The organism is Pseudomonas sp. NFPP04 (genome assembly GCF_900113815.1).
GTDB lineage: Bacteria > Pseudomonadota > Gammaproteobacteria > Pseudomonadales > Pseudomonadaceae > Aquipseudomonas > Aquipseudomonas extremorientalis.
Genome location: NZ_FOQS01000005.1, coordinates 240,476 through 261,277 on the forward strand (window position 1 = coordinate 240,476; position 20,802 = coordinate 261,277).

19 protein-coding genes are annotated in these 20,802 nt (G+C 63.2%); 12 read left to right on the forward strand and 7 right to left on the reverse strand.

Annotated features, from left to right (window positions below; translation table 11 throughout):
• Nucleotides 1-56: 56 nt before the first annotated feature.
• Complete coding sequence (locus BM017_RS13205) at nucleotides 57-986, reverse strand: DMT family transporter (protein WP_092244917.1); 930 nt, start codon at nucleotides 984-986, stop codon at nucleotides 57-59.
• A gap of 92 nt (nucleotides 987-1,078) precedes the next feature.
• On the opposite strand from BM017_RS13205, the gene BM017_RS13210 reads away from it, so the two are divergent.
• The 11 genes from BM017_RS13210 to BM017_RS13260 all read left to right on the forward strand — a co-directional run bounded on the left by BM017_RS13210 (nucleotide 1,079) and on the right by BM017_RS13260 (nucleotide 12,048).
• Nucleotides 1,079-1,642 (forward strand): helix-turn-helix domain-containing protein, encoded by a 564-nt coding sequence (locus BM017_RS13210; protein WP_092244920.1) that lies wholly within the window; start codon nucleotides 1,079-1,081, stop codon nucleotides 1,640-1,642.
• Nucleotides 1,643-1,798: 156 nt separating this feature from the next.
• Entirely contained in the window at nucleotides 1,799-2,995 is a 1,197-nt protein-coding gene (locus BM017_RS13215) for an SfnB family sulfur acquisition oxidoreductase (protein ID WP_092244923.1), read from the forward strand.
• A gap of 12 nt (nucleotides 2,996-3,007) precedes the next feature.
• Entirely contained in the window at nucleotides 3,008-3,334 is a 327-nt protein-coding gene (locus tag BM017_RS13220; protein WP_071491957.1) for an acyl-CoA dehydrogenase, read from the forward strand.
• Nucleotides 3,334-4,767, forward strand: coding sequence for an LLM class flavin-dependent oxidoreductase (locus tag BM017_RS13225; protein WP_092244926.1), 1,434 nt, complete (start codon nucleotides 3,334-3,336; stop codon nucleotides 4,765-4,767). Before BM017_RS13220 ends, BM017_RS13225 begins: the two co-directional genes overlap by 1 nt.
• Nucleotides 4,768-4,879: 112 nt before the next feature.
• Nucleotides 4,880-5,782 carry an AMP-binding protein gene (locus BM017_RS13230; RefSeq protein ID WP_092244929.1) on the forward strand — a complete coding sequence of 301 codons (903 nt, stop codon included), beginning with the start codon at nucleotides 4,880-4,882 and terminating at the stop codon, nucleotides 5,780-5,782.
• Nucleotides 5,779-6,549, forward strand: coding sequence for an ABC transporter ATP-binding protein (locus tag BM017_RS13235; protein WP_071491954.1), 771 nt, complete (start codon nucleotides 5,779-5,781; stop codon nucleotides 6,547-6,549). The genes BM017_RS13230 and BM017_RS13235 overlap by 4 nt, the downstream gene beginning before the upstream one ends.
• Nucleotides 6,549-7,430: a branched-chain amino acid ABC transporter permease gene (locus BM017_RS13240; protein ID WP_058423839.1), complete on the forward strand. Its 882-nt coding sequence runs from the start codon at nucleotides 6,549-6,551 to the stop codon at nucleotides 7,428-7,430. The genes BM017_RS13235 and BM017_RS13240 overlap by 1 nt, the downstream gene beginning before the upstream one ends.
• A gap of 4 nt (nucleotides 7,431-7,434) precedes the next feature.
• On the forward strand, nucleotides 7,435-8,484 hold the full coding sequence (locus BM017_RS13245; protein ID WP_071491953.1) for a branched-chain amino acid ABC transporter permease: 1,050 nt from the start codon (nucleotides 7,435-7,437) through the stop codon (nucleotides 8,482-8,484).
• A 21-nt stretch (nucleotides 8,485-8,505) separates the two neighbouring features.
• The gene (locus BM017_RS13250; protein ID WP_092244932.1) at nucleotides 8,506-9,846 is read left to right on the forward strand and encodes an ABC transporter substrate-binding protein; all 1,341 of its coding nucleotides are present in this window, start codon (nucleotides 8,506-8,508) and stop codon (nucleotides 9,844-9,846) included.
• Nucleotides 9,847-9,849: 3 nt separating this feature from the next.
• Complete coding sequence (locus tag BM017_RS13255; protein WP_092244934.1) at nucleotides 9,850-10,617, forward strand: ABC transporter ATP-binding protein; 768 nt, start codon at nucleotides 9,850-9,852, stop codon at nucleotides 10,615-10,617.
• Nucleotides 10,618-10,629: 12 nt separating this feature from the next.
• Nucleotides 10,630-12,048 carry an FAD/NAD(P)-binding protein gene (locus tag BM017_RS13260; protein ID WP_092244937.1) on the forward strand — a complete coding sequence of 473 codons (1,419 nt, stop codon included), beginning with the start codon at nucleotides 10,630-10,632 and terminating at the stop codon, nucleotides 12,046-12,048.
• Here the strand turns inward: BM017_RS13260 and BM017_RS13265 are convergent.
• From BM017_RS13265 to BM017_RS13280, 4 genes are read right to left on the reverse strand one after another with little or no spacing between them, the layout of a single operon-like run.
• Nucleotides 12,040-13,284, reverse strand: coding sequence for an efflux RND transporter periplasmic adaptor subunit (locus tag BM017_RS13265; protein ID WP_092244940.1), 1,245 nt, complete (start codon nucleotides 13,282-13,284; stop codon nucleotides 12,040-12,042). The two genes, BM017_RS13260 and BM017_RS13265, sit on opposite strands and share 9 nt — an antisense overlap.
• On the reverse strand, nucleotides 13,274-14,752 hold the full coding sequence (locus tag BM017_RS13270; protein WP_071491948.1) for a TolC family protein: 1,479 nt from the start codon (nucleotides 14,750-14,752) through the stop codon (nucleotides 13,274-13,276). Before BM017_RS13270 ends, BM017_RS13265 begins: the two co-directional genes overlap by 11 nt.
• Nucleotides 14,745-15,944 carry an ABC transporter permease gene (locus BM017_RS13275; protein ID WP_092244942.1) on the reverse strand — a complete coding sequence of 400 codons (1,200 nt, stop codon included), beginning with the start codon at nucleotides 15,942-15,944 and terminating at the stop codon, nucleotides 14,745-14,747. Before BM017_RS13275 ends, BM017_RS13270 begins: the two co-directional genes overlap by 8 nt.
• On the reverse strand, nucleotides 15,941-16,648 hold the full coding sequence (locus BM017_RS13280) for an ABC transporter ATP-binding protein (RefSeq protein ID WP_092244945.1): 708 nt from the start codon (nucleotides 16,646-16,648) through the stop codon (nucleotides 15,941-15,943). Before BM017_RS13280 ends, BM017_RS13275 begins: the two co-directional genes overlap by 4 nt.
• 356 nt (nucleotides 16,649-17,004) lie before the next feature.
• Here BM017_RS13280 and BM017_RS13285 point away from each other — a divergent pair, with 356 nt between their 5' ends.
• On the forward strand, nucleotides 17,005-17,763 hold the full coding sequence (locus BM017_RS13285; RefSeq protein WP_092244948.1) for a TetR/AcrR family transcriptional regulator: 759 nt from the start codon (nucleotides 17,005-17,007) through the stop codon (nucleotides 17,761-17,763).
• Between the two features lie 168 nt (nucleotides 17,764-17,931).
• On the opposite strand, the gene BM017_RS13290 is transcribed toward BM017_RS13285, so the two are convergent.
• Together BM017_RS13290 and BM017_RS13295 are read right to left on the reverse strand one after the other, a co-directional pair.
• Nucleotides 17,932-18,993 carry an FUSC family protein gene (locus tag BM017_RS13290; RefSeq protein WP_092244949.1) on the reverse strand — a complete coding sequence of 354 codons (1,062 nt, stop codon included), beginning with the start codon at nucleotides 18,991-18,993 and terminating at the stop codon, nucleotides 17,932-17,934.
• Nucleotides 18,994-19,083: 90 nt separating this feature from the next.
• Complete coding sequence (locus tag BM017_RS13295; RefSeq protein WP_092244952.1) at nucleotides 19,084-20,700, reverse strand: NADP-dependent glyceraldehyde-3-phosphate dehydrogenase; 1,617 nt, start codon at nucleotides 20,698-20,700, stop codon at nucleotides 19,084-19,086.
• Nucleotides 20,701-20,802 lie beyond the last annotated feature (102 nt).

Below are 20,802 nucleotides of genomic sequence, written 5' to 3' on the forward strand. Positions count from 1 at the left end.
TGGGAGCCGGGCTTGCCCGCGATGGCGATCTGACAGCCACTGCAAGTACTCGGACCTTATCCCTGCTGTTCCTGTTCCCTCTCATCGCGCAATTCCAGGGCCTTCTGCCCCTTGGTCTTCATCTCGCTGACAATCACCGCCAACACAATCAACGCCGCCCCCACCATCGCGATCGGCGGGAAGCGTTCCCCGGCAATCCGCCCGACCACGCCGGCCCACACCGGCTCACCGGCATAAATCAACGTGGCGCGGGTCGGCGAAACACTTTGCTGCGCCCAATTCATCGCCACCTGGATCACCGCACTGGTCAAGCCCAGGCCCACCGCGCTGAACAGCAGCAACCACGAAAACCCCGGCAGCGCCTCGCCCATTGGCACCACCATCAGGAACGACAGCAACGACGCCGTGGCCAGTTGCACCACGGTCACCCGACGCACGTCCACCTGCCCGGCAAAGGCGCTGATCAGGATGATCTCCGCCGCGATTGCCACTGCACCGATCAACGTGGCGATTTCACCGGGACTGAAATTCAGCGAAGCCCCCGCCGGCCCGGTCAGCAGCATCAAGCCGGTAAACGCCAGCATAATACCGATGCTCGGCATCAACCCCGGGCGCCGGCCCAGCACCAGCCATTGCAACAGCGGTACGAACGGCACATATAACGCCGTGATAAACGCCGATTGACTGCTCAAGATGGTCTGCAAGCCAATGGTTTGCAGCCCGTAGCCAAACATGATCGCCACACCGATAAACACTCCGGCTTTCAATTCGAACAGCGTCAGGTCGCGCAACGTGCGCAAGGAAAAGAACCCCACCACAATCGCTGCGGCCGCAAAGCGCAAACCGACAAAAAACATCGGCCCACTGACCGTCATCGCATGTTGCACCAGCAAAAACGTGCCGCCCCAGATCATGGTGATCACCACCAGGATGCATTCGGCTTTGCTGAAACGGTTGAAACGTGGGGAGGCGGTCGGGTTGGTCATGGCGGCTCGGTCTTGCAAGGGAAAGGCACGGACCGCACAATGCGCCGCACGCTGGGCAGTATACTGCGCACACCCACCCATTGAGCAATATAGTGCACAAAGAAAATCCCCACCGGGCTTCGGTCCTGCAGCACGTCAGCCAGAACGTCCGTCGCCTGCGGCATGCCGCCGACCTGAGCCAGACTGCGCTCTCGGAAAAATCCGGGGTCAGCCGGCGCATGTTGGTGGCCATCGAGGCGGGCGAAAAGAACGTCAGCCTGTCCACCCTCGACCGCGTGGCCGAAGCGTTGGACGTGGCGTTCAGCGACCTGATCCAGGCGCCCGATGCCCCCGACCACAGCCGCATCAATGAACTGGCCTGGGCCGGTGACATTCCCGGCAGCAAGGCGGTGTTGCTGGCCAAGGCCACGGCGCGGCGCGAGGTCGAGTTGTGGGAAATGCAACTGGAGCCGGGCGATCGCTACAGCCCTGACCCCGACCCGGATGGCTGGAGCGTGCAGTTGTTCGTATTCCAAGGCTGCCTCACGCTGCTGGTGGGCGATGAAGAAAAGCGCGTCGCGGCTGGTGAGTTTTATATGTTCGCCAGCCGTCACGTGCATGGCTATCGCAATGACGGCGACGTGGCAGTGCGCTTTGTGCGCAATGTGGTGATCTAACTGTTCCTGCGGCAACAGTGGATGGACACTTTGCTGGTTTGAAAACGCGCTCGGCTGCGCTGAAATGCCAGCAACTCGCTGATTTTATTGGCGACTGGATTCAGGCACGACTCCTGCAATCACCCAGGTAATCCCCTCGGAGCCTGGAGTCGGCCCATGTCAGCCCACCCTCAACACCCTGCCCATATCATCCGCTCGGACGCGGAAGCCATCGAGGTCGCCACGCGCCTGGCCAAACGCTTTGCCGTCGAGGCCAGTGCGCGCGACCGTGAGCGGCGCCTGCCGGTGGCCGAGCTTGACGAGTTCTCCGCGAGCGGCCTGTGGGGCATCACTATTCCCAAAGCGTACGGCGGCGCAGGCGTGTCCTATGTGACCGTGGCCGAGGTAATCAAGCTGATCTCCGCCGCCGATCCGTCCCTGGGGCAGATTCCGCAGAACCACCTGGGCGTGGTGGACATCCTGCTGCAAACCGCGACCGAGGCACAAAAACGGTACTACTTCGGCAAAGTCCTCCAGGGCTATCGCTTCGGCAACGCCTTCTCCGAAGCCAAGAGCAAGAACGCCGGCACCTTCGACACGCAGATTCGCTTCCATGGCGACACCGCGCAAATCAACGGCGAGAAGTTCTACTGCACCGGCGCGCTGTTCGCCCATCTGGTGCCCACCGTCGGCAACAATGAAGACGGCCAGGCCTTTATCGCCTTTGTCGAACGCGACGCGCCCGGCCTGAACGTGATCGACAGTTGGGACGGCTTCGGCCAGCGCACCACTGCCAGCGGGGGTGTGACCCTTGATGGTGTGACCGTGCCCCTGAGCGCGGTAATCCCTGCGCACCAGGCCTTCGACCAGCCGACCGCCAATGGTCCGATTTCGCAGATCATCCAGGCGGCGGTCGATACCGGTATCGCCCTCGGTGCCCTTGAACAGGCGAAGATTTACGCACGCCAGGCGCGGCCCTGGATCGACAGCCAACAGGATCACGGCTGGCAGGACCCGTTCACCATCGCCGCCATCGGCGACCTGGAATGGCGTGTGCACGGCACCGAAGCCATCCTCGCCAAGGCGGGGCAAGCCGTAGACCGCGCCCTCGCCGAGCCCAGCGAAGACAGTGTCGCCCACGCCTCACTGGTGGTCGCCCAGGCCAAAGTCCTTTCTGCCGAAACCGCCTTGCTCGCCAGCAGCAAACTGTTCGAACTGGCCGGCACCCGCTCGGTCACCGGCAAGCACAACCTCGACCGCTTCTGGCGCAATGCACGCACCCACACTCTGCACGACCCGGCGCGCTGGAAATACCACCTGATCGGCAACTATGTGCTCAACGGCGTAAAACCTGCGCGCCACGCCTGGAACTGAGGAACCTCACCCATGACTGCACTGACCCTTGCGCGCCAACTGCTGGACAGCACCCGCCGTCACGTTGAAAACAGCACTGACCCCTACGTGATCAGCCGCTTCGGCGACTTGCAGATTCGCGTCGATGTGGCCGCGGCCTTGTTTGAACGCGCCGAAACCCATCCAGGCCCGGTGGCGTTGACCGAAGCGCAAATCGCCGCCGCAGAGGCGCTGATCGCCGCGAGCAACGCCGAGTTCGAACTCACCGGCCAACGCACCGCACTGCCGTCGAGCCTTGATGACCCGCTGCGTACGAAGTACCAGATCGTCGGCAACTACCATCTCAACGGAGTGCTTTGATGTCCCGTGAAATCCGCTTGAACGCCTTCGACATGAATTGTGTCGGCCACCAGTCGCCGGGCCTGTGGGCGCATCCGCGTGACCGTTCGTGGCAGTACAAGGACCTGGAATATTGGACCGACCTCGCCAGGATCCTTGAACGCGGCAAGTTCGACGGCCTGTTTATCGCCGATGTGCTGGGCATCTATGACGTGTACAACGGCAACGGCGACGCGGCGATTCGCCAGGCCACCCAAGTGCCGGTCAACGACCCGCTGTCGCTGATCGCACCGATGGCCTTGGTCACCGAACACCTGGGCTTCGGCCTGACCGCTTCGTTGTCGTTCGAACATCCGTACCCGTTCGCCCGCCGTCTCTCGACCCTGGACCATCTGACCAAGGGCCGCATCGGCTGGAACATCGTCACCTCGTACCTGGAGAGCGGCGCCAAGAATCTCGGCCAGAAGGCCCAGACCGAACACGATGCGCGCTACGACTACGCCGAGGAATACCTGGAGGTCTGCTACAAACTCTGGGAAGGCAGTTGGGAGGAGGGCGCCGTGTTGCGTGATCGCGAACGGCGGATCTTCAGCGACCCGAGCAAGATCCACGAGATCCGCCACGTCGGCAAACACTTCCAGGTGCCCGGCATTCACCTCTGCGAACCGTCGCCGCAGCGCACGCCAGTGCTCTACCAGGCTGGTGCGTCGAGCCGTGGCAAGCAGTTCGCCGCCGAACAGGCCGAGTGCGTCTTCGTTGCCGCGCCGTCCAAGGTGCTGCTGAAAAAGACCGTGGCCGACATCCGCCGACGTGCGGCCGAAGCCGGGCGCGATCCGAAGAAAATCCTGATCTTCAACTTGCAGACCGTGATCGTCGGCGAGACCGATGCCAAGGCCAAAGCCAAGTTCGAGGAGTACAAATCCTATGTCAGCTATGAAGGCGCCATGGCGCTGATCTCTGGCTGGACCGGCATCGACTTCAGCCAGTTCAAACCGGATGAGCCACTCAAGCACGTGCACACCAACGCCATTCAATCGGCGGTAGAGGCGTTCTCTACGGCCGATCCGAACAAGGTCTGGACCCCGAATGAGCTGGCCGACTGGGTCGGTATCGGCGGCTTTGGCCCGCTGTTCGTCGGCGGCCCGGAAACCGTCGCGGACCTGTTGCAGGAATGGGTCGAAGACACCGATGTGGACGGCTTCAACCTGGCCTACGCGCTGACCCACGAAACCTTCATCGACGCCGTGGACCTGTTGGTGCCGGAGTTGCAGAAGCGTGGGGTGTACAAGACCGAGTATGCCCAGGGCACGTTGCGCGAGAAGTTGTTTGGCGACGGCGCAAGGTTGGCCTCCAACCACCCTGGTGCCGGCTACCGCAATTTATCTGACGCGCACATAACCAATGTGGGAGGGGGCTTGCCCCCGATAGCGGCAGTCCAGTCAAAGCACTTGTGACTGACACACCGTCATCGGGGGCAAGCCCCCTCCCATAGTAGATCGGTGTTGATCCAAATAATCCAGCCAGCGGACCACCGCACGCACACACCCCAATAGGAGCACTACCCCTATGAGCGTGCACGAACTCAAACGTCCACTGGCCGTGGAGTGGCCCGCCGAGTGGCTCGGCCACCTGCCCAATGCTCTGGAACAACTGCGCCACTGGGCGCAGATCACGCCGCTGCACACCGCCCTGCGCCACAAGCGCCAAGGGCAGTGGTACGCATGGCGCTGGATCGACGCCTTGCGCGATGTGGAGCGTCTGGCCGATGGCTTGCGCCAGCAGGGGGTCAGCGAGCAATCGCGGCTGGCCCTCAGCGGGGCGTTCGAGCCGAACCTACTGTTGCTGGCCCTGGCGGCGCAATCCATCGGCGCGCAGGTGCTGACCCTGGCCGATGACCTGGAGCCTGAGGCGCTGCAACACCACCTGTGGCGCATTCGCCCGACCCATTCCTATGTGCAGGGCCGCCAGACTGCGCGGCACTGGCAATCGGCCAACTTGTTGGATTTTGCGCAGTTGCTCGGCCCGTTGGCGCCGACGCAACACTTGGCACGCTGGTGGCAGCCCACGGGTGAAACCCTGTTGTGGAGCGAAGAGGGCACCCACTGGCAGGGCGGTCTGGCGGTGGTGCTCGAGCAATGGCTGAACAGCGGTCACGGTCTGGCCTTCCCTGAAAGCCTGGCCTCGGCGCGGCGCGACCGCAGCGAAGTCGCGCCCACCGGCCTGCTGTTGTCGCCCGCACGCTTGCAGCACCTGGCCGACGAGATCGATAGCCGCCTGGCGCCCCACGGCACCTGGCGCCGACGCTTGTGCGACTGGGCCATCGCCCACCCGCAAAGCGGCCTGCGGCGCCTGCTGAAAAACCGCGTGCGCCGGCTCCTGGGTTTCCAGCGCCTGGCCTACATCTGGCAACCCGTCAAAGCCGCCCCTTCACCGGTGTGGCTGGCGGAATTCAAACGGGACATCGCATGAGCCAGGCCATTTTGCAGGTGCGGGATATCTCGCTGTCGTTCAAGGGGGTCAAGGCGATCAATGCCTTGTCCTTCGAGGTGTTGCGCGGCGAGATCTGCGCGTTGATCGGGCCGAATGGTGCCGGCAAGAGTTCGTTGCTCAATGTGCTCAATGGCGTGTATCGCTTCGATGCCGGCGAGATTGTGTTCGAAGACCAGCACTTCCACCGTATCGATCCGTTGGGCGCCGCGCGCCGCGGCATTGGGCGCACCTTCCAGAACAACGCGCTGTTCAAGAAAATGAGCGTGCTCGACAACATCCTCACCGGCCTGTCGCGGCATATGCGCAGCAGCTTTATCGAACAGGCCCTGGGCTTGCCTCGCGCACGCCGGGAAGCCGAAGCGTTCCGGTTGCGCGCCCAAGGCATTCTCGAATTCCTGGAACTGCAAGCCCACCGCGATGTGCTGGTGGGCAACCTGTCCTACGGCCTGCAAAAACGCGTGGAACTGGGCCGGGCGTTGATCGCAGGGCCGAGCTTGTTGCTGCTGGACGAGCCCATGGCCGGCATGAACGCCGAGGAAAAACAGGAAATGGCGCGCTTCGTTGCCGACGTCAACCGCGACCTTGGCACCACCGTGGTGTTGATCGAACACGACATGGGCGTGGTCATGGGCCTGTCCGACCATGTGGTGGTGCTCGACTACGGGCGCAAGGTCGGCGACGGCACGCCGGCGCAAGTGCAGGCCAACCCCGAGGTGATCGCGGCTTACCTGGGAGTGGTGCACTGATGACGTTTTTCTTTGAAACCCTGCTCGGCGGCCTGCTCGCCGGCACCATGTACTCGTTGGTCGCCATCGGCTTCGTGCTGATCTACAAGGCCAGCGGCGTGTTCAATTTTGCCCAGGGCGCGATGCTGCTGTTTGCCGCACTGACGTTCGTCAGCCTGCATGACCAGGGCGTGCCGTTTGCCCTGGCGTTGCTGCTCACGGTAATTGTGATGAGCGTCGGCGCCTTGTTGATCGAGCGCCTGGTGTTGCGGCCATTGGTGAACCGTTCGCAGATCACCTTGTTCATGGCCACGCTGGGCCTGTCGTTCATTATCGAAGGCCTGGCCCAGGGGTTGATGGGCTCCCAGGTGCGGGCGCTGGACTTGGGCATCGACGACGTACCGCTGTTCGTCGGCCCACTGATGCTCAGCCAGTTCGACCTGATCGCCGCCGCCGCTGCGGTGGTGCTGGTGACGGTGCTGGCGCTGCTGTTCAACAAGACCCGCATCGGCGTGTCGCTGCGCGCGGTGGCGGATGACACCACGGCGGCGCTGTCCATCGGCATCAACCTCAACCGCATCTGGCAGATCGTCTGGGCGGTGGCCGGCATCGTCGGGCTGGTGGCCGGGCTGCTGTGGGGCGCGCGCCAGGGGGTGCAGTTCTCGTTGTCGCTGGTGGTGCTCAAGGCCTTGCCGGTGTTGATCATCGGCGGCTTTACCTCGATTGGCGGGGCGATTGTCGGCGGGCTGATTGTCGGCGCGGCGGAGAACCTTGCCGAGGTGTACATCGGCCCGTTGATCGGCGGCGGTATCACGCCGTGGTTCGCCTATGTTCTGGCCCTGGCCTTCCTGTATATCCGCCCCGCCGGCCTGTTCGGCGAGCGCGCCATCGAGCGAGTCTGAAAGCATGTCGATCCCTCTTGCACAACATACTGCGCCGTTGCTGCTGATTCAGCGGCGCATGCCCTGGGCCTTGATCGGCCTGCTGGCACTGGCCTTTATCGGGGTGCCGCTGTGGGGCAATGACTATTGGCTGAACGCGATCCTGATCCCGTTCCTGGTGCTGTCATTGGCCGGGCTTGGCCTGAACCTGCTCACCGGTTATACCGGGCAGACCTCGGTGGGCGCGGCCGGCTTCATGGCTGTCGGTGCGTTTGCCACCTACGGTTTTCTGCTGCGCCTGCCGGAGCTGGGGTTGCCGGTGGCACTGCTCGGCGGCGGGGTCATCAGTGCGTTGGTCGGCCTGCTGTTCGGCCTGCCCAGCTCGCGGATCAAGGGCTTCTACCTGATGGTCACCACCCTGGCCGCGCAGTTTTTCCTGGAGTGGCTGTTCGTCAAGTTTCCCTGGTTCTACAACTACGGTTCGTCCGGGACCATTTCCGCGCCCAGGCTGGCGCTGTTCGGCCATGACCTCAACACACCGCTGGGCCGCTATCTGCTGACCCTGGTCACGGTACTGCTGCTGACCTGGACCGCGATCAACCTGGTACGCAGCCAGGTCGGCCGCAACTGGATGGCGATCCGCGACATGGACACCGCCGCCGCCGTGGTCGGCATTCCGGTGGTGCGCTACAAGCGCCTGGCGTTCGCGGTCAGTTCGTTCTACCTGGGCATAGCCGGTGCGCTGTGGGCCTTCGCCTACCTGGGCACCGCCAGCGCCAGTAGCTTTGATATCAATCGCTCCTTCCAGATCCTGTTCATCATCATTATCGGCGGCATGGGCAGCATCGCCGGCAACTTTGTCGGGGCGGCGTTCATCAGTTTGCTGCCGATCTTCCTCAGCCATGCCGGGCAGGCGCTGTTCGGCGGCTCGGTGGATGCGGGGCAGTTGCAGAACCTGCAGAAAATCATCTTTGGCGTGTTGATCATCGTGTTCCTGATCAAGGAACCCGAGGGCTTGATTCGCCTGTTGCACAACCTGCGTGACCGCGTGCGGCAGTGGCCGCTGCGTTTCTGACATTCCCTTAAGAGAATCCCTATGCGTGCATCCTTGAAACGTTCCTTGATCGGCGCCGCGTTTACGCTGGCGACCTTGGCCGGTGCAGTCCCCCAGGCAATGGCCTCGCCGGACCAGCAATTCATTCCCCTGGCGACCTATCGTGTGGGCGCCTATGCGTCCAGCGGCGTGCAGGTGTGGGCCGGGATGATTGATTACCTGCGTTACATCAACGAGGTCGAAGGCGGCATCAACGGCGTCAAGCTGGTGTGGCAGGAATGCGAGACCGAGTGGACGGCAGAGAAGGGCATCGAGTGCTACGAGCGCTTCAAGCATGGCCTGGATGGCGCGCCGGTCGCGGTGTACCAGCCCAATGGCGCGCCGGCGGCGTATGCGCTGAGCGAGCGGGCCGAGGTGGACAAGATCCCGCTGATCACCCTCGGCTACGGCCGCACCGAAGCCACCGACGGCACGGTATTCCCGTATAACTTCCCGGTGATGCTGACCTTCTACAGCGAGGCGTCGACGCTGGTGAACTACATCGCCGAGCGTGAAGGCGGTTTCGACAAGCTCAAGGGCAAGAAGATCGCCACGGTCTACCACGACTCGGCCTACGGTCGCGAAACCCTCGGCCCGCTCAAGTTGCTGGCGGAAAAATACGGCTTCGAAAACATCCAGATCCCGGTCGCCGACCCCGGCAACGAGCAGTCCGCGCAATGGCGCCAGGTGCGCCAGGCCAACCCGGACTGGGTGTTCCTGCGCACCTGGGGCGTGTCCACACCGGTTGCGGTGAAGACCGCCGCGCGCTTCGGCTTCCCGGTGGACCATATCATCGGCGACATCTGGGCCAGTTCCAGTGAAGACGTATTGCCCGCAGGCGCCGCCGCCAAAGGCTACCTGGCCCTTACGCCATACCCGGCCGGGGCTGATTTCGAGATCCACAAACGCCTCAAGCAATACATCCTCGACAAGGGCCACAGTGACCTCAAGGACCTGAAGAACTTCGGCAGCGTCTACTACAACTCCGGCCTGGTGAACGCCGCCGTGGCGGTGGAGGCAATCCGCACCGGCCAGGCCAAATTCGGCAAGCGCCCGCTCAATGGCGAAGAAGGCCGCTGGGGCCTGGAACACCTGAACATCGACGATGCGCGCTTGAAGGACATGGGCTACCTGGGCCTGATGCAGAACCTCAAGCTGTCGTGCCGCGATCACGAAGGCGGCGGCTCGGCGCGGGTGCAGCAGTGGGACGGCGCCAACTGGACGCTGATCAGTGAGTGGATCGCCGCCGACCGTGGGTTGTTGCGGCCGTTGATCGATGAAAAGTCGGCAGCGTTCGCCAAGGAAAAAGGCCTGACGCCACGCACCTGTACCGGGGACGAATAAATCATGCGCCAGCCCGCCACCGATGCCGCGCAGTCGTCGCTGCTGACGGTCAACGATATCGAAGTGATCTACGACGGCGCGATCCTCGCGGTGGCCGGAGTGTCGCTGAGCGTGCCCAAGGGCGCCATTGTGGCCTTGCTCGGTGCCAATGGCGCCGGCAAGAGCACCACGCTCAAGGCCATCTCCGGGCTGGTACGTGCCGAGCGGGCCGAGGTCAGCCGCGGTGTGATCGAGTACGCCGGCGCCGACCTGGCCGGCATCGACCCCAGCCAGCGCGTGCGCCAGGGCATGGTGCACGTGTTGGAAGGCCGCCATGTGTTCGGCCAACTGAGCGTGGAAGACAACCTGCGCAGCGGCGGCTTTGTGCGACGCCTGAGTCGCCGGGACCTGGAGCACGACCTGGAACGCCTCTACGCCTGGTTCCCACGGCTCAAGACCAAGCGCCATACCCGCGCCGGCCTCACCTCCGGCGGCGAGCAGCAGATGGTCGCCATCGGCCGAGCGTTGATGACCCGTCCTACTTTGGTACTGCTCGACGAGCCGTCCATGGGTCTGGCGCCTATGATCGTGCAGGAGATTTTCGCGATCATCGCGCAGCTCAACCGTGAGCAGCAGGTGAGCTTCCTGATCGCCGAGCAGAACATCAACGTCGCGCTGAACTATGCGTCCCACGGCTACGTATTGGATACTGGGCGCGTGGCCTTGAGTGGCAGCGCCGCTGAGCTGTTGGCGCGGGGCGACTTGCATGACATTTACCTGGGCAAACAGTAAGGGCGACTTCGCATGACTGAATCCATCCGCAACGCTGATGTCCTGATCATCGGCGGCGGCCTGAGCGGCACGATGCTGGCCGTGCAACTGCTGCGCCTGCCGGGCGCGCGCCGGGTGCTGGTGATCGAACCGCGTGCCGAGCTGGGCCGGGGCGAGGCCTATAGCGCCGTCGAACTGGGCCACACCCTGAACGGCAACGCGGCGCGCATGAGTGTCGACCCGGACAACCCTGACGACCTGATCCAATGGCTCACCGACTACATCGGTGCCGGCGGCTGGCCTGAGTCCGACCAGCAACACGTGCCGATCAGCGAACTGTTCCCGCCACGCGGGATATTCGGCTTGTATGCCCAGCAACGTTTGGCCGAGGCGAAGGCGCAGTCCGCATCCAGCTTGGAGCATGTGCGTAGTGAGGTAGTCGACCTGCAAGTGGATGAAGGCTCAACCCTGCTGACCCTCGATAACGGCCAGCAACTGCGTGGCGCGTTTGCGGTACTGGCTACCGGCATGTTCCCGGCGGCGCGTACGCCGCAGACTGAATCCAGCGGGCTGAACGCGGCGGCGGTGGACCCGTGGGACGTGAGCGCGATGCGCCGGATCGACCCGCAGGCGCCGGTGCTGATCATCGGTTCCGGGCTGACCATGGTCGACGCCGTGGTGTCCCTGGAACAGGCCGGGCATCGCGGGCCGATCGAGGTGTTCTCGCGTCACGGCCTGCTGCCCCATGTGCGGCGGCAACCGCCGGCCTGGGGGGATTTCCTTGGGGAGGACCACCGCCTGCGCAGCCCTCGGCAGTTGCTGCGCGAGGTGCGCCGGCAATGCGCGCTTGCACGGGAGCAGGGCATCGACTGGCAGGCGCCGCTGGACACCGTGCGCGTGCATATCGCGCGCCTGTGGAGCCAGGCCAGCGAGCGCGAGAAGCGCCAGTTCGTGAGGCATGTACGGCCCTGGTGGGAGAGCCATCACCACCGCTCGCCGCCGTTGAGCGCGCAGTTGGTGGCGCGCTTGCACGAAGAGGGGCGGTTGCGGATCCGGGCGGCGTCGTTCAAGGGGTTGGAACCTTCGGGTGAAGGGGTGACGATTCGTTTGCGTTATCGCGGCGAGCAAGGCATCACCCAGGTCTCGGGCGCAGCGCTGATCAACTCCAGCGGTATCGAATACGACTGGCGCCGCGTGGCGCGGCCGCTGCCCCGGCAGTTGCTCAAGCGTGGGCTGATCCAGCCAGGGCCGCTGGCGTTGGGGATTGCGGCGGATGCGTCGGGGGCAGTGGTGGACGCACAGGGGCAGGTCAGCCAGCGCTTGTTCGCCATGGGCCCGCCGTTGCGTGGGATGTGGTGGGAAAGCACGGCGGTGACTGATGTAGCGCTGCAAGCCAAGGCACTGGCCGCAAAGCTGATGCCCCTCCCACATAGGGTTTTCCATTTATCTTGAGGTCTTCACAAGGCCGGGTTTCAGGCCGAAGACTTCGACGCCCTGCGCGGTTGATTGCCCCGTGGTCACCTTCACCCGCTCCACCGGCTTATCCATCGCCTCCCGATATTCAACCGTGTTGTCCGCCTGGATTGCCTGGCTGGGAATCACCATCGCCTGGGCATTGTTGTAGGTCACGATGGTCAGCCGCGCACTCATCCCCAGGCGCACCCGTTGCAACTGCTGCGGCGTGAGTCTGGGGATCGACAGGGTCACCGGAAACTGCGCGCTGCCCTGGCTGTCGTTGGCAATTGCCAAGCCGCTGACCACGCTTACCGAGCCGGTCAACCGCTCGCCATCAAACCCGTCGCCCAGCACTTCCACCGCCTGGCCCTGATGCAACTGGTTGATGTCCAGCTCCGAAACCTTGGCGGTGATTTTCAGTCGTTCAATGTTCGCCAGTCCAAACAGCACCTGGCCCTGGCTGACCTTGCTGCCGGCCTGCACCGGGGCATTGTTGTTGCCGCCGCCCTGGGATGAGGTGTTGCCCGGTGGCGGCACCACGATGCCGGAGAACGGCGCCTTGACCTCCTGGCCGTCGAGCAGCTTGTGCAGGGCGTCGTATTTCACCGTGGCGTTGGTCAGCTCCATGTCGGCGATCTGGCGGTACTCGCCCTTGCCCTGGTCGATGGCCTGTTGCAGTTCGCTGCGGGCGGACGCGAGATCCAGTTGCTGCTGCTGGGTCTGTTGCCTGAGGTCGTCCAGTTCATTGCGCGGGATGATGCCGCGCTTGAACAGGTTTTCGCTTTCGGTGAGTTTGCGCTGGGTGTTGCCGGCGGTCATTTCGGCGGTGCGCAGGCTGCGGCGGGCGCGGCTGACGGCGGGGCTGCTGTCCCAGTCCTGCATCTCTTGCACGGTGCGCCGAGCCTTGAGCTGGGCGGAAAGCGCTTCGCGCAATTGCACCTCCAGGGTGGCCGGGTCCATGCGCAACAGCACTTGGCCGGCCTCGACCCGCTGACCTTGCTCCACCAGGTTGGCTTGCACGTTGCCATCGAAGGGCGCGGTGAGGGTGATGGTGGTATCAGGCTCGATCTTGCCTACCAGGCCGATCCGGTGCTCCAGCGCTTCGGGCTTGACGACCAGCCACTGTTCGCTGGCACCGCCCGGATCGGACGCCGGGCTGCGCAAGGCCAGGCCCGCACTGCCCAGCAGGACGATCAACACAGCACCCAGCAGGTGTTTCTGATTAGTAGTCATTGAGGGCGATTTCCCAACTTTCCAGCGTCATGCCCAGGGTCAGGTCGAGCTGGGTCTGGGCGTTCAAATAAGCGATCAGCGCATTCAGTTGCGCGTTTTCGGCGTTGCGCAGGTCGGTCTCGAAACTCAGTACCTGGAAGTTGGTGGAGCGTCCGGCGCTGAGTTTTTCCCGCTCGATCTCGATCTTGCGCCGCGACAATTCCACGGCGCGCTGGGAGATTTCATACTGGCGCCAGCGGGTGCCGAGGTCACGCACCACATCGTTGACGCTGCGTTCCAGTTCCTGGCGTGCATCGGTGATGCGGATGGCCTGGTCCTCCACATTCACTCGCGCGCGCACTTCGGCCTGGCGCGTGCTGATATCCCCGATGGGAATCTGCACTTGCACCCCGGCGTAGCTGTCCCAGGTACGGTTGTTGGAACGGCCGGTATCGTTGTCGGTGTTGGCGCGCACCTGGTTGGCGCCGGCCACCAGGTCCACTTGCCAGCGGCCCGAGTCCTTGGCGATCACCAGGTTGAGGTCGGCCTGCTGGCTGCCGAGCAGGGCGGCGAGGTATTCGGGTTGCTGGGTCTGCGCCAGGTTGAAGGCCTGGCGCTTATCGATCTGCATGGGCCTGGCCTCCAGGGCTTCGGTGGCGCGAATCGGCGTGGACAGGTCCAGGGCCAGCAGGCGCAGCAGCGCCAGGCGGCTGGTGTCCAGTTGGTTTTGTGCTTCTTCCACGCCCAGTTGCTGGGTGGCGATATCGGCTTCGGTCTGCACGATTTCGAATTCGGCCATGCGCCCGGCACTGATCAGCGCCTTGTTCACTTCCAGCAAGGTGCCGGAACGCTTGAGCGCATCCTGCACGATGCTCAGTTGTTCCTGGGCACGCAGCAGTTCGCGGTAGGTGGCAATGATCTGGCTGATGGTTTGCGCGACGGTGGCCTTGAGGTTCAGGCGGTTGGCCTGTTCCGACAGGCGCGACAGGCGCAGCGGCGCGGTGGTGGCGTCCCAGCCGGCACCGCGCAGCAGCGGTTGGATGATTGCCAGGTCAAGGCCGTCGCTGCGGTAGCGACCGGCGCGGTCGGCGTTGCTCAGTTGCTGGGTCCAGGCCATGCTCAGGCGCGTGCCGTACTCGCCGAGCAGGCTGGTGGCGGGCGCCACGTTGGCATTGCGCGTATTGTCGGCGGAGCCCCGGGTGCTGCGGTAGTAACTGTTGAGGGTGAGCTTGGGGTTGAACACATCTTCGGCCACGCGCAGGTCGAACTTCTGTGCCACCCGTTGCAGGTACGCGCTGCGGATCGCCGGGTTGTTGCGCAGGCCCAGGTACACCGCATCCCCGAGGGTCATGGCGGTGGTCTGGGCATTCAACGAAACGCTGCGCTCGTAGCCGCTGCGGGTGGTGCTGGGTGCCGATGGTCTGATGACCACGTCGGCGGCCATGCCGGGCAGGCTGGCGAATGCGAGCAGCCATAGCCATTTACTCATCGCGCAGGGCCTCCACTGGCTGCAACCGCGAGGCCGAGACCGCCGGGTAGATGCCGAAGAACAACCCCACCAGCAACGTGCTGCCCACCCCCAGCGGCAGGGCGGCGACCGCCAGGGCAAATTCCCAGCCCGACAGCCAGGCGTACAACCAGGCCGCCGTCATGCCCAGCACGGCGCCACACAGGGCACCGACGGCGGTGAGGGTCACGGCTTCGAGCAGGAACAGGTTGCGGATGTCGCGCTGGCGTGCGCCGAGGGCCATGCGAATGCCGATCTCGCGACGGCGCTCCGAGACGTTCATCAGCATCACGTTCATCACCCCGACGCCACCGCCCACCAGGGAAATCGCCCCCAGGGCCAGCAGCAGATACGCAAAGGTGCGGCTTTGGCGGGTCATTCCGTCGATCATTTGCTGGGGCACCTGGATGTCTGCATCGTGGTCGGAGAGCTGCGAGCTCAGGGCGCCAGCCACGTCCTTGGCAAGGCGTTCCATGTCCTGGCCGGGCGTGGCGCGGATGATCACGTTGCCGATCTGCGGTGTGGCATAGATGCGGCGCATGCCTTCGGCGGGGATGAACAGCGACTCGTTGGCCTGCACCGGCATCAGCATCGCCCGGGGCTGGTTGCGCAGGATGCCGATGATCAGGAACAGGTAGTCGTTGATGCGCACGCGGTCGCCCAGTTGCAGCGGGTCACCTGGCGCACCGAGCGCCTGGGCCAACTGGTCGCCGATCACGCCGTAGGTTTCATTGGCATCGAAGCTCGACAGGAAGCGCCCCTGCTGCATCACCAGGCGCATCGCGTCCTTGATGTCCGGCGTGCTGCCGACGAAGTTGGCGTTGGTGGTGCGACCGTGGAACACGATCGGCCCGCTGAACAGCGTGAGGGCGCCGATATGGGCAATCCCCGGCACGGTTTGGCGCACCGCGTCCAGGTCGAGGCGGGCAGGCATGGGGATACTGCTGCCGTCCTTGGGCGGGAACTGGGCGATCAGGGTGTCGGTGCCCATGTCCTTGAAGATCATCGCCGCGTCGGTGGCGGCGTTGTGGCCGATATTGATCAGCGCCACCACCGACGAACTGCCGATGACGATGCCCAGCAAGGCCAGGACCGAACGCTTGCCCAGCGTGCGCAGGCTGACGAACGCTTCATGCAGCAGTTGGCTGAGGCTTTGTTCGACCCGCAGGCTCATAGGCTCCCGGCCTCTTGCACCAAACCATTGCGCACCAGGATCTTGCGCTCCAGGCGCTCGGCGATATGCGGGTCGTGGGTGACGATGATCAGCGTGACTTGCTGTTCGCGGTTCAACGCCAGCAGCAGGTCCATGATCTCCTGTGCAGTGGTGCTGTCGAGGTTGCCGGTGGGTTCGTCGGCGAGGATCACCGAAGGCTTGCCCACCAGCGCCCGTGCGATGGCGACCCGTTGGCGCTGGCCGCCGGAGAGGTCGGCGGGGCGATGGTGGGCGCGGTCGACCAAGCCGACCTGATCCAGCATGAGCAAGGCCTGTTCCACCGACTCATGCCGCGACACGCCGCGATAACTCAAGGGCAGGGCGACGTTGTCCAGGGCGCTGAGGCGCGGCAGCAGGTTGAAACTCTGGAACACGAAGCCGATCTGCTGGTTGCGGATAGCCGCCAACTGGTCCGGGGTGGCGTTGAAAATATCGTGGCCGGCGAAGTGGTACTGGCCGCAATTGGGCAGGTCCAGCAGGCCGAGGATATTCAGCAGGGTACTTTTGCCCGAACCGGAGGCGCCAAGGATGCCGCAGCTGTCGCCACTGGCGATGGACAGGCACACATCATTGAGAATGGCCAGGTGTTGCCCGGCCAGCTGATAGCTTTTGCCGATGCCTTGCAGGGAGATCAAGCCTGGGTGCGCGGGGGTATCTGTCATCATGACTACGCCTGCAGTCTCGACGATGCCGTGCTGCCCCGGAAAAGCATTGTTACAAGTTCGGGAGCTGCCTGGCATGCGTCACGGACTGGTTTTATTTCTTGTTTTTAAAATATTGTTTGAATACTAACCGTGTTCCCGCTGCTTCGCCAGCCATGGATATAGAGCGGTTTCATCCTTTGAAACGATTTCCTCCAGGGGCCTCCAGGCCGCTCAAAATTCATCCGACCAGTCTCAAAGAGCCCGTGGGCGCAGGCTTTTGATCATATGGCGCAGTGTCACTACTTGCTTTCAGGCGGCGGCCCCGGTATAAAAAATCAAATTATTTTTTAAAACAATATTTCCCACGTGGAACTTCTATGGTCGCGAAGAAAGTCAGCGCTCCAAACATTACCAAGACTCGATTGCTGGATGCGACAGAGGCTCTCTTCATCAAGTACGGATATGACGCGGTTTTGTTACGGCAGATTACCGAGCGTGCCCAGGTCAACCTGGCGGCGGTGAACTACCACTTCGGGGACAAGGATTCCCTGATGCAAACCCTGCTCAAGCAGCGCCTGGAGCCGCTCAACGAGCAGCGGCTGGAACTGTTGGCGCGGTGTGAGGCCGAGTCCGACGGCCCGCTGGACTGCGACACCTTGCTCGGCGTGCTGTTTGCCCCGGCCATGGGCCTGGAGCGCAGCGACCCGGCCAGTGCCAATGGGGAAGGGCGTTCGTTCATCCGCTTCCTGGGCCGGGTCTACAGCGATACGTCGCCGTTTATCCAGGAATACCTCAAGGTGCATTACCAGCCGGTGTTCCAGCGTTTCTTCGAAGCCTTCGCCCTGGCCTTGCCGGACCTGCCGCGCAATGAACTGGGGGTGCGCCTGCAATTTGCCCTCAAGGCGATTTCCGGGGTGATGGCCGGCACCGAGCTGCGCCTGCTGATGAACTCCATGAGCCTGGGCCGCCCGGCCACGGATGCCGAGGTGATGGCCAAGTTGATCACCCTGGTGTCGGCGGCGATTCGCGTGCCGCAGCAGAGCCCGGAAGCGGAAACTGCATTGGCCAAAGTGCTGGACACCCAGCGGGCCATTCGCGAACAAGCGGCAGCTCCCGCTGCCAAGGCTTCACGCTAGGTCAAATCCGATACAAAAAAAAGCCCGCTGGGGCGGCGGGCTTGATATGCAACGTTTGTAACGGATGAGGCTTCACCCTACGTTCCGGGATGTGAATAAAACGTGAAAAATATGTAAGAGAAAGTGTGAAAGTGTTGACTCTGGTAAATGCGGCAACAGGCCACCTCTCTAGATCTTCCAGCGTCCGGCAGTTTTGGCCAGGCGTTGGCGCATCGCATCCACGTTTGCCGCCAGTTGTACCGTCAACAACCGATAGCCATCCAGCGCGCTGTAGACCGGCGTATCCAGTGCTGGCTCGGTGCCTGTGATAGGGCTGGGCCGCTGCAACCGCTCCGTCACCCCCGACTTCAACGCCCGCGCCATCCCCACCAACTGCACCCGGATCTGCCGATGTTCGGTCCTCAACATCACCTGCATCCGCGCCATCGCCTGTTCATCCCGTGGATCGGGCCGGGTATTGCCAAGAATCTCCAGGGTACTGATGCACATACGCAGATGTCGCTGGATCGCGTCCAGCTCGGTCATGGAAATCCGCACTTCCTTCGACACCGACGGCATCAGCGAACGCAGTTGCACCATCGACGCATTCAAGCGGTTGAGCAGCTTGACGTGCTCATCATCGGTGACCGACTGGCCATTGATGATCCGGCTGTAGATCGCCGCACAATCGCGCAGCGCACTGGCCAGGTTGTAGCGCCACGAATACACGGCGTACAGCGGCAGGGCGAACGAAAACGCCAAGGCCAGCACAATGCCGATCAAGATATCGACGGTGCGCCATAGCCCATCGGAGATCGGGTTGTCCCCGTGGCCGGCGACGATAAACACGGTGATCGCTGACAACAGGGCGATGTAGCCGCCCTTGCCGATGGCGTGATAGGAAAAGAACCCGCACACCGCCGACATCAACAGGTAGGTCAAGAAGGGCAGGCCGAAGTAGGCCTGCTGCACCACCACCACCAAGCCGACGCTGGCGCCGATCAAGGTGCCATAGGCACGCTCCACGGCTTTCTTGCCGATATTGCCGTGGTGCTGCAAACCACCGATCACGATCAGCATGGTCACCGACGCCCACTCACCGTGGGGCAGGTTGATACCGGTGGTCAGCAGGATTGTCGCCAGCAAGCCGATGGACACGCGCACGGCGTGAATCAGCTTGGCATGGCGGTAGCGGCGGTACGGGTCGAGCAGTGGGCGCAACAGGCGCCGGGCGAAGAAGGGCAGGTTCATCGGTAGTAAAGTGGCCTCGAAATTCAGGGGGTACGCGGTCCAAATGTGGGAGGGGGCAAGCCCCCTCCCACATTTGGGTCTGTAGCGTTTTCAGAAGATGTAGTCGGTAGTCAGGAAGCTTGAATCGCGGTTACGCAATATGTCGCTGACCAGCGCCTTGTTGCTCTCCTGGAACTTGGTCGCCACCAAAGTGCGGATCGAGAACACGCGCAAGGCGTCATGTACCGACAGCGTACCCTCGGCCGAGTTCTTGCGCCCGTTGAACGGGAAGGTGTCCGGGCCGCGCTGGCACTGGGCGTTGATGTTGATACGGCCGACCTGATTGGCGAAGGCGTCCACCAGGCGCCCGACTTCCACGGCGTTGGTGCCGAAGAGGCTCAGTTGCTGACCGAAATCGGAGTCGAGCACGTACTCGATCACGGTCTCCAGGTCGCGGTAAGGCACGATCGGCACCACCGGGCCGAACTGCTCTTCGTGGTACACGCGCATCTGCGGGTTCACCGGGTACAGCACCGCCGGGTAGAAGAACGAACCGCGACTTTCACCGCCATGCTCATTCACCACCTTGGCGCCATGTTGCGCGGCATCGGCTACCAGGCTGGTGAGGTAAGCCACCTTGCCCACTTCGGGCAATGGCGTCAGCGCCACGCTGTCTTCCCACGGCATGCCGGGCTTGAGCGTGGCCAGTTTCTGGTTGAATTTCTCGATAAAACTGTCGACGACATCTTCATGCACGAAGAGGATTTTCAACGCGGTACAGCGTTGGCCGTTGAACGACAGCGAACCTGTAACGGCTTCGCTGACCGCATTGTCCAGGTCCACCTCGGGCAGTACGATGCCGGGGTTTTTCGCATCCAGGCCCAATGCCGCGCGCAGGCGGTGTGGTTTCGGGTGTAGTTTTTTCAGGTCGCTGGCGGCCTTGTTGGTGCCGATAAACGCAAAGATATCGATCTTGCCGCTGGCCATCAGCGCACTGACGGTTTCACGGCCGCTGCCGTAGATCACGTTGATCACCCCGGCCGGGAAGCTGTCGCGGAACGCCTCCAGCAACGGGCGGATCAGCAGCACGCCGAGCTTGGCCGGCTTGAACACCACGGTGTTGCCCATGATCAGCGCCGGGATCAGCGTGGTGAAGGTTTCGTTCAGCGGGTAATTGTAGGGGCCCATGCACAAGGCCACGCCCAGCGGTACGCGGCGGATCTGGCCGAGGGTGTCCTGTTCCAGCTCGAAGCGGCTGGAACGGCGGTCCAGTTCCTTGAGCGCGTTGATGGTATCGGTGATGTAGTCGCAGGTGCGGTCGAATTCTTTCTGCGAGTCCTTGAGGTTCTTGCCGATCTCCCACATCAGCAGCTTGACCACCGCGTCGCGCTGTTCACGCATGCGGCGCAGGAACGCTTCGACATGCTGGATGCGCTCGGCCACGCGCATTGTCGGCCATTCGCCCTGGCCGCGGTCATAGGCACGCACGGCGGCATCCAGGGCGGTAAGGGCGGTCTCGGCGTCCAGCAGCGGCGTGCTGCCGATATGCACGCGCTCGTCGCCAAACTGCACCGGGCTTTGCACCTTGGCCAAGGGGCCGTTCCATACCTGCAACTGGCCGTCGACCAGGTAATCACGCTGTTCAATGGGCGCTCCGAGCTGGAACTGCTCGGGAACTGCGGCGGCGGAGGCGGGAAACAGCTGGGCGAGCAGGTTGCTGGTGGTCATGGCGCTACCCCTGGAATAGTTGCAAAACATGACTAGAGAGTCACCCAACAACAGGCTCTATGGCAAGGCTTGCGCGCTTTCTTGTACGCAGGGCTGTGCCCG